The sequence below is a fragment of the Micromonospora sp. NPDC127501 genome, from assembly GCF_040302185.1.
Classification (GTDB): domain Bacteria; phylum Actinomycetota; class Actinomycetes; order Mycobacteriales; family Micromonosporaceae; genus Micromonospora.
On sequence record NZ_JBEORJ010000023.1, the window covers coordinates 1 to 8,606 of the forward strand.

7 protein-coding genes are annotated in these 8,606 nt (G+C 68.5%); all 7 read left to right on the forward strand.

Translation table 11 applies throughout. The features are described 5' to 3' along the window. Positions 1-266: 266 nt before the first annotated feature. Positions 267-698 carry a 50S ribosomal protein L11 gene (gene rplK, locus ABTW72_RS31845; RefSeq protein WP_091402426.1) on the forward strand — a complete coding sequence of 144 codons (432 nt, stop codon included), beginning with the start codon at positions 267-269 and terminating at the stop codon, positions 696-698. A gap of 78 nt (positions 699-776) precedes the next feature. Continuing rightward, positions 777-1,493 carry a 50S ribosomal protein L1 gene (gene rplA, locus ABTW72_RS31850; RefSeq protein ID WP_091402424.1) on the forward strand — a complete coding sequence of 239 codons (717 nt, stop codon included), beginning with the start codon at positions 777-779 and terminating at the stop codon, positions 1,491-1,493. Positions 1,494-1,573: 80 nt separating this feature from the next. Beyond that, positions 1,574-2,464, forward strand: coding sequence for an ABC transporter ATP-binding protein (locus tag ABTW72_RS31855; RefSeq protein ID WP_350865439.1), 891 nt, complete (start codon positions 1,574-1,576; stop codon positions 2,462-2,464). Further along, positions 2,461-3,150 carry a hypothetical protein gene (locus ABTW72_RS31860; RefSeq protein WP_091402419.1) on the forward strand — a complete coding sequence of 230 codons (690 nt, stop codon included), beginning with the start codon at positions 2,461-2,463 and terminating at the stop codon, positions 3,148-3,150. The genes ABTW72_RS31855 and ABTW72_RS31860 overlap by 4 nt, the downstream gene beginning before the upstream one ends. 340 nt (positions 3,151-3,490) lie before the next feature. Then, positions 3,491-4,036: a 50S ribosomal protein L10 gene (gene rplJ / locus ABTW72_RS31865; RefSeq protein WP_112584808.1), complete on the forward strand. Its 546-nt coding sequence runs from the start codon at positions 3,491-3,493 to the stop codon at positions 4,034-4,036. A 54-nt stretch (positions 4,037-4,090) separates the two neighbouring features. Next, on the forward strand, positions 4,091-4,477 hold the full coding sequence (rplL, locus tag ABTW72_RS31870) for a 50S ribosomal protein L7/L12 (RefSeq protein ID WP_091402415.1): 387 nt from the start codon (positions 4,091-4,093) through the stop codon (positions 4,475-4,477). Positions 4,478-5,046: 569 nt separating this feature from the next. After that, positions 5,047-8,478 carry a DNA-directed RNA polymerase subunit beta gene (gene rpoB, locus ABTW72_RS31875; protein WP_091402413.1) on the forward strand — a complete coding sequence of 1,144 codons (3,432 nt, stop codon included), beginning with the start codon at positions 5,047-5,049 and terminating at the stop codon, positions 8,476-8,478. Positions 8,479-8,606 lie beyond the last annotated feature (128 nt).

Here is an 8,606-nt window from a genome sequence, read left to right on the forward strand (position 1 = left end):
ACCGGGTGTGGGTGTTGTTGTGTGTTTGGTGTTGCTCGCGCGGTTTATAAAAAAACCACCCCGGCCCCACCCTGTGGTGGGGGGGCGGGGGGGGGGCCCCCCCCCCCCCCCCGACGTCGGCGTACGCGCTCTCGCTCGACCTCGGCGGACGAGTGGGCTGCGGCCTGCGCTACTCTTGAATGTCGCCGCTGTCGCACCGCGCTGACCGTGCGCGCCCGAGGGCGGCGACAGCCGCATTTTCCCAGCTCCAAGCCCCAGGAAGTGACATGCCTCCGAAGAAGAAGCTCGTCAAGACGTTCACGCTTCAGTTGCCGGCGGGCCAGGCCACGCCGGCGCCGCCGGTCGGCCCCGCGCTCGGCCAGCACGGCGTGAACATCATGGAGTTCTGCAAGTCCTACAACGCGCAGACCGAGTCTCAGCGGGGCGACATCGTCCCGGCCGAGATCAGCGTGTTCGAGGACCGGTCCTTCACGTTCGTGCTGAAGACCCCGCCCGCTGCCCGGCTGCTGATCAAGGCTGCCGGTGTGCAGAAGGGTTCGGGTGTTCCGCAGTCCGAGAAGGTCGGCTCGGTCAGCCGCGCCCAGCTGCGTGAGATCGCCGAGAAGAAGATGGCCGACCTCAACGCCAACGACATCGCCCAGGCCGAGAAGATCATCGCCGGCACCGCCCGGTCGATGGGCATCACCGTCAACGACTGACGTCGGCCCCGGCCTTCGACCCGACCGTGGGAGGGCTCGCGCCGAGCGGCCCGCCAGAGACCACAGGAGTAATCAGCAATGCAGCGCAGCAAGAGCTACCGCAAGGCCGCCGATGTCATCGACCGGTCGAAGCTCTACACCCCCACCGAGGCCGTGAAGCTGGCCAAGGAGACCACCAACGTCAAGTTCGACGCCACGGTCGAGGTCGCCATGCGCCTCGGCGTCGACCCCCGCAAGGCGGACCAGATGGTCCGCGGCACGGTCAACCTGCCGCACGGCACCGGTAAGACCGCCCGCGTGATCGTGTTCGCCAGCGGCGCGAAGGCCGAAGAGGCCGCCGCCGCGGGTGCGGACGAGGTGGGCACCGATGAGCTGGTCGCCCGCATCCAGGGTGGTTGGCTGGACTTCGACGCGGCCATCGCCACGCCGGACCAGATGGCCAAGATCGGCCGGATCGCGCGGATCCTGGGCCCGCGCGGTCTCATGCCGAACCCGAAGACCGGCACGGTGACCATGGACGTCACCAAGGCGGTGCAGGACATCAAGGGCGGCAAGATCACCTTCCGGGTGGACAAGCACTCCAACCTGCACCTGATCATCGGCAAGGCCTCCTTCACGGAGACCCAGCTGGTGGACAACTACGCTGCGGTGCTCGACGAGGTGCTGCGTGCCAAGCCGTCCGCGGCCAAGGGCAAGTACCTCCGCAAGGTCATCCTGACCACCACGATGGGCCCGGGTGTCCCGGTCGACCCGAACCTGGTGAAGAACCTTCGGGAGGACCAGGCCGACGCCTGAGTCGACAGATCGCTCCGCCGGGGCGCCGCCACGACCGTGGCGGCGCCCCGGCGCGTTCCAGGTGTGGCAGGCTCGACGCCATGCGGCTGGAGAACGTCTGGTTGCGGTACCACCGGCGGGGGCCGTGGGTGCTGCAGGGCATCGACGTGCGGATCGGTCCCGGCGAGGTGGCCATCGTGCTGGGCCGCAACGGGGTGGGCAAGTCGACGCTGCTCCAGGTGGCTGCGGGGGTCCTCCGCCCGGGCCGGGGCCGGGTCACCGACCGGCCGGCACGGGTGGGCTGGGTGCCGGAGCGTTTCCCCGCGGACCAACCGTTCACGGTGACCCGCTATCTGACCGGGATGGCCCGGGTGGCGGGGCTGGGCAGGGCCGCGGCCGACGAGGCGGTGACCTCCTGGACGGACCGGCTCGGGCTGTCCGCCTTCCGCGCGGTCCGGTTGCCGGAGCTGTCCAAGGGCACCGCGCAGAAGGTCGGCCTCGCCCAGGCGCTGCTGCGCCCACCGGGCCTGCTGGTGCTCGACGAGCCGTGGGAGGGGCTGGACGCCGCCACCCGTGAATTGGTGCCCGAGCTGATCGCCGAGGTGCTCGCCGCCGACGGGTCCGTCCTGGTCAGCGACCACCGCGGCGAAACGGTCCGGCTGCCGGCCGCGCGCCGCTGGTTGGTGGCCGACGGCTCGCTCTCCGAGGAGACGTCGTCGACGGACGAGACGATCGCTGTGGTCGAGGTCGCCGTGCCGGCCGCGCGGGTCGCCGGCACCGTCGCGCGGTTGCGCGCCGAGGGCCACCAGGTGCTGCGGGTACGCCCCGACGCCTCCACCGCCGTATCCCAGGCCCTACCCGTCGAGCCGTCCCGGGCGGCCGGAGCCGCCCGACCCGCCGAGCCGCCGCTCGGGATGGCCGGGCAGTTGACAGCGGAGCAGCCGGAGGCTGCTGACGCCGCGGTCGAGTCGGCAGCGGGGGAGACCCGGTGAGCGCCCTGGTCCGGATGCGGTTGGCCGGTTTCCTGCGAACCGGCCGGGCGTTGGCGCCGTTGCTCGCCGGCCTGATCACGCTCGGCACCCTCTACGGCGGTGGCCGCGCCCAGCCCGCGGAGGCGTACGGGGTCTCGGCGGTGGTGCTCTTCCCGGTGCTCGCCTGGCAAACCAAGATCCTGTTGGACGTCGAGCCGGACGTGCAACGTCGGCTGGCGCAGGTGACGGTCGGGGTGGCGCGGGAGCGGTCGGCCGGGCTGCTCGCCGCCGCGGTGGCGGCGCTGGTGACGGTGGCCGTCGCGCTGCTCTTTCCGTGGCTGGTCGGCGGGGTGTCCGGCCCGGTCGACCCGGGGGACCGGTCGATTCCGGTCGGGCTCGCGCTGGGACTGTGGGCGCACCTGCTGGTCGTACCCGCTGCGGTTGCTCTCGGGGCGCTGGCCAGCCGGGCGTCGGTGGGCGGCGCGGGGTACGGCGTCGCGGTGCTGGCCCTCGGCGGGGTCGGCGCGGTGGTGTTCGGCCTGACCGGCTCGGTGGCCCCCTGGCTCGCACCGCCGATCATGGCGGCCGCTCGCACGACCGCCGGCGACGCGGCCGCGCTGACCCTGCTGGGGCTGAGCGGGTGGGCGCTGGCCTGGAGCGCCGCTGTCGTCGGCGGCTACCTGTGGCGCCGGCGGGCCCAGGGCTGACCGGCGCCGGTGCGGGTGACGCGGCTCACCAGGAGCGATTTGGCGCTGCCGGTCGGGGCGCGTACTCTTCAACCGTCATCCGTGTTCTCATGTATGAGGAACCACCCAGAGACCGCTGGTCACCGTGCTTCGGCACGGTCGAAGGTCCCGCGACAACGGGCGACCCGCGTAGGGCGGCAAGCGTAACTCGGCAGTGAGCATGGTCCGCCGACCATGACGATCCGCCGGCCCTCGCCCCGTGCGCCCTGCGCCGGGGCTTTTTCGTTGTCGCGCTGCCTCCGCCCCCGTTCCGGCTTCGGCCGAGACGGGGACCAGCCTCGAGTAACGAGAGAGGAGGGACATGGCGGACAAGCCGATCCGGGCCGACAAGGCCACGGCCGTCGCTGAGCTGACCGAGAGCTTCCGCAGCTCGGGCGCCACCGTGCTGACCGAGTACCGCGGTCTGACGGTTTCCCAGCTCACCCAGCTTCGGCGCTCGCTCGGCGCCGATACCAGCTACACGGTCGCGAAGAACACGCTGGCCAAGCGTGCTGCGACGGACGCGGGCATCACCGGCCTCGACGAGCTGTTCACCGGTCCTACCGCGCTGACTTTCGTTTCGGGCGACGTCGTCGAGGCGGCGAAGGGGCTTCGCGACTTCGCGAAGGCCAACCCGAAGCTCGTCATCAAGGGCGGTGTCTTCGAGGGCAAGGCCATCACCGCGGCCGAGGTCACGAAGCTCGCCGACCTGGAGTCCCGCGAGGTGCTGCTGGCCAAGCTGGCCGGCGCGATGAAGGGCAACCTGAGCAAGGCCGCGGCCCTGTTCCAGGCCCCGCTGTCGAAGACCGCCCGTCTGGCGGCTGCACTGCAGGACAAGCGCGAGAAGGAGGGCGCCGAGGCGGCCTGAGGCCCCCACGGCGCACCAGTTCTTACTTAACAGAATCAGGAAAGGACGCCAGATATGGCGAAGCTCAGCACCGACGAGCTGCTCGACGCGTTCAAGGAGATGACGCTGATCGAGCTCTCTGAGTTCGTGAAGCAGTTCGAGACGACCTTCGAGGTCACCGCTGCCGCTCCGGTCGCGATCGCCCAGGGTGGCGGCGGCGGCGGCGCTGCGGCCGAGGCCGAGCCGGAGCAGGACGAGTTCGACGTCATCCTCGAGGCTGACGGTGGCAAGAAGATCCAGGTCATCAAGGTCGTGCGTGAGCTGACCGGCCTGGGCCTCAAGGAGGCCAAGGACGCGGTCGAGTCCGCGCCGAAGGCCATCCTGGAGAAGGTCAACAAGGAGACCGCCGACAAGGCGAAGGCCAAGCTCGAGGGCGAGGGCGCCAAGGTCACCCTCAAGTGACCTGACGTTCCACCCACGCGTACCCGGCTCGTGAGCTGGGACACCATCGCGTAGCGGCGGGCGGTGATCCGACACGGATCACCGCCCGCCGTGTTGGTGGATCTGGCTGCGACGGGTCCTGAGCTGGGCTCCAACCATGGGTACCCTTGACCCGAACGAGCGTGGCGGGTCGCCCTCCAGTGGGAAACAAGGGACAACCCGGATACCGGCCCTTGACGCGGCCCGGGGCTGCCAGGCACGCTGACACCAGCAAGACACCGCGCTTGCGACGGCCACGACGTGGGTATGACAGCGGCGGCACCATCGGCCGCTGTAACCCGAGCGGCCCAGTGGGGAGTTGCGTTCTGAGCGGCCCGGCAGACCCCGGTTGACGGGGGCCGAGGCGCGCTCCGCAAACAACCTGCGGGGTGGGCTGGACAGCGGTTAGCCTCTCGGCTACACTGCTAGTTTGCGCTGCCTTCCGACTTGACCCCTGCTCGGAAATGTCCGTTTACGGATATTTCTGGTGGGGTCATTGGAGTGCACGCGTACCAGCCGTTCTGCAGCACCGGTCCTCGGAAGGACGCATCTTGGCAGCTTCCCGCCCTGCGAAGACCAGTCGTACGTCGAGCGCATTCGCTCCCCGCCGAGTTTCATTCGGCAGGATCACCGAACACCTCGAGGTCCCCAACCTCCTTGCCATTCAGAACGAGTCCTTCGACTGGCTCGTCGGCAACGAGGCTTGGCAGGGCCGGTCGGCGGACGACCCGCACGCACGATCGGGTCTCGCGGAGATCCTTGAAGAGATCAGTCCCATTGAGGACTTCTCCGGCACCATGTCGCTCTCCTTCTCAGCGCCGCGCTTCGACGAGGTCAAGGCCTCGATCGAGGAGTGCAAGGAGAAGGACCTGACCTACTGCGCTCCGCTCTTCGTGACCGCGGAGTTCACCAACAACACCACTGGCGAGATCAAGAGCCAGACGGTGTTCATGGGTGACTTCCCGATGATGACGCCCAAGGGCACCTTCGTCATCAACGGCACCGAGCGCGTCGTGGTCAGCCAGCTCGTCCGGTCTCCGGGCGTGTACTTCGACAAGCAGCCGGACAAGACCTCCGACCGCGACCTCTCCAGCGTCAAGGTCATCCCGAGTCGGGGTGCCTGGCTGGAGTTCGACATCGATAAGCGCGACACGGTCGGTGTACGTATCGACCGTAAGCGTCGGCAGGCCGTCACCGTCCTGCTCAAGGCCATCGGATGGTCGGCCGAGCGGATTCGTGAGAAGTTCGGCTGGTCCGAGCTGATGATGACCACGCTCGAGAAGGACCACATCGCCGGCGCCGACGAGGCTCTGCTCGACATCTACCGCAAGCTGCGCCCTGGCGAGCCGCCGACGCGCGAGAACGCCCAGACCCTGCTCGACAACCTCTTCTTCAACCCGAAGAGGTACGACGTCGCCAAGGTCGGGCGCTACAAGTTCAACAAGAAGCTCGAAGTTGGCGTGCCGATCACCACCGGCACGCTGACCGAGGACGACATCGTCGCCACCGTGGAGTACCTGTGCCGGCTGCACGCCGGTGAGGACGGCTACGAGGCCGACGACATCGACCACTTCGGCAACCGGCGCCTCCGTACCGTGGGCGAGCTGATCCAGAACCAGGTTCGGGTCGGCCTGTCCCGGATGGAGCGGGTCGTCCGCGAGCGGATGACCACGCAGGACGTCGAGGCGATCACCCCGCAGACCCTGATCAACATCCGCCCGGTGGTGGCGGCGATCAAGGAGTTCTTCGGGACGTCCCAGCTGTCCCAGTTCATGGACCAGACCAACCCGCTGGCGGGCCTGACCCACCGGCGTCGGCTGAGCGCGCTCGGCCCGGGTGGTCTGTCCCGGGAGCGGGCCGGCTTCGAGGTCCGCGACGTGCACCCGTCCCACTACGGCCGGATGTGCCCGATCGAGACGCCGGAAGGCCCGAACATCGGCCTGATCGGCGCGCTGTCCACCTTCGCCCGGGTCAACCCGTTCGGCTTCATCGAGACGCCGTACCGGAAGGTCGTCGAGGGTCGGGTCACCGACCAGATCGACTACCTGACCGCGGACGAGGAGGACCGGTTCGTCAAGGCCCAGGCCAACGCGCGCCTGAAGGCTGACGGCACGTTCGCCGAGGACCGGGTGCTGTGCCGTCGTAAGGGCGGCGAGACCGAGGACGTCGTCCCCGGTGCCGTCGACTACATGGACGTCTCGCCCCGGCAGATGACCTCGGTCGCGACCGCCATGATCCCGTTCCTCGAGCACGACGACGCCAACCGGGCACTGATGGGCGCGAACATGCAGCGCCAGGCGGTGCCGCTGGTCAAGGCCGAGGCGCCGCTCGTGGGTACGGGCATGGAGTACCGGGCCGCGGTCGACGCTGGCGACGTGGTGGTCGCCGAGGTCGGCGGTGTGATCGAGGATCTCTGCGCCGACTACGTCACCATCCACCAGGATGACGGCCACCGCCGGACGTACCTGCTGCACAAGTTCCGCCGCTCCAACGCCGGCTCCTGCGTCAACCAGAAGCCGGTCGTCTTCGAGGGCGACCGCGTCGAGGCCGGTCAGGTCATCGCCGACGGTCCGTGCACCGACGAGGGCGAGATGGCACTCGGACGCAACCTGCTGGTGGCGTTCATGTGCTGGGAGGGCCACAACTACGAGGACGCGATCATCCTGTCGCAGCGCCTCGTGCAGCAGGACGTGCTCACCTCGATCCACATCGAGGAGCACGAGGTCGACGCCCGGGACACCAAGCTCGGTCCGGAGGAGATCACCCGCGACATCCCGAACGTCAGCGAGGAAATGCTCGCTGACCTCGACGAGCGCGGCATCATCCGGATCGGCGCCGAGGTCGTCCCCGGTGACATCCTGGTCGGCAAGGTCACGCCCAAGGGCGAGACTGAGCTGACCCCGGAGGAGCGTCTGCTCCGCGCGATCTTCGGTGAGAAGGCGCGTGAGGTTCGGGACACCTCGCTGAAGGTGCCGCACGGCGAGACCGGCACGGTCATCGGTGTGCGCACGTTCTCCCGCGAGGACGGCGACGAGTTGCCGCCGGGTGTCAACGAGCTGGTCCGGGTCTACGTCGCCCAGAAGCGCAAGATCCAGGACGGCGACAAGCTCGCCGGCCGGCACGGCAACAAGGGTGTCATCTCGAAGATCCTGCCGATCGAGGACATGCCGTTCCTTGAGGACGGCACCCCGGTCGACATCGTGCTCAACCCGCTCGGTGTGCCGAGCCGGATGAACATCGGCCAGGTGCTGGAGACCCACCTCGGTTGGGTCGCCAAGACCGGTTGGAAGGTCGAGGGCGACGACGCCGACTGGAAGCGCCAGCTGCGCTCGATCGACGCGCACGAGTCCGAGGGCGACACCAACGTGGCCACCCCGGTCTTCGACGGTGCCCGCGAGGAGGAGATCTCCGGTCTGCTCGAGTCGACCCTGCCCAACCGGGACGGCAAGCAGCTGATCGGTCGTACCGGCAAGGCGCAGCTGTTCGATGGTCGTTCCGGCGAGCCACTGCCGGACCCGATCGCGGTCGGCTACGTCTACATCCTGAAGCTCAACCACCTGGTCGACGACAAGATCCACGCTCGTTCGACCGGACCGTACTCGATGATCACGCAGCAGCCGCTGGGTGGTAAGGCGCAGTTCGGTGGTCAGCGTTTCGGTGAGATGGAGTGCTGGGCGATGCAGGCGTACGGCGCTGCCTACGCCCTGCAGGAGCTGCTCACGATCAAGTCCGACGACGTGCTCGGCCGAGTGAAGGTCTACGAGGCCATCGTCAAGGGCGAGAACATCCCGGAGCCGGGCATCCCGGAGTCGTTCAAGGTGCTGCTCAAGGAGCTGCAGTCGCTGTGCCTCAACGTCGAGGTGCTCTCCAGCGACGGTGTGGCCCTGGAAATGCGCGAGACCGACGACGAGGTGTTCCGGGCCGCTGAGGAGCTGGGCATCGACCTGTCCCGGCGCGAGCCGAGCTCGGTCGAAGAGGTCTGAGGTGAGCGGTCGGGGGGGGGGGGGGGGGCGCCCCCCCCCCCCCCCCCCCCAAAAAAAAAAAAAAAAAACGAAACAAGGAACGACAAGAAAAAGAAAAAAAAAAAAGACAAGAAAAAAGAATAGACCAA

Coding starts and splice junctions, on each gene's coding strand:
- rplK (WP_091402426.1), top strand. CDS start 267: ATGCCTCCGAAGAAGAAGCTCGTCAAGACGTTCACGCTTCAGTTGCCG.
- rplA (WP_091402424.1), top strand. CDS start 777: ATGCAGCGCAGCAAGAGCTACCGCAAGGCCGCCGATGTCATCGACCGG.
- ABTW72_RS31855 (WP_350865439.1), top strand. CDS start 1,574: ATGCGGCTGGAGAACGTCTGGTTGCGGTACCACCGGCGGGGGCCGTGG.
- rplJ (WP_112584808.1), top strand. CDS start 3,491: ATGGCGGACAAGCCGATCCGGGCCGACAAGGCCACGGCCGTCGCTGAG.
- rplL (WP_091402415.1), top strand. CDS start 4,091: ATGGCGAAGCTCAGCACCGACGAGCTGCTCGACGCGTTCAAGGAGATG.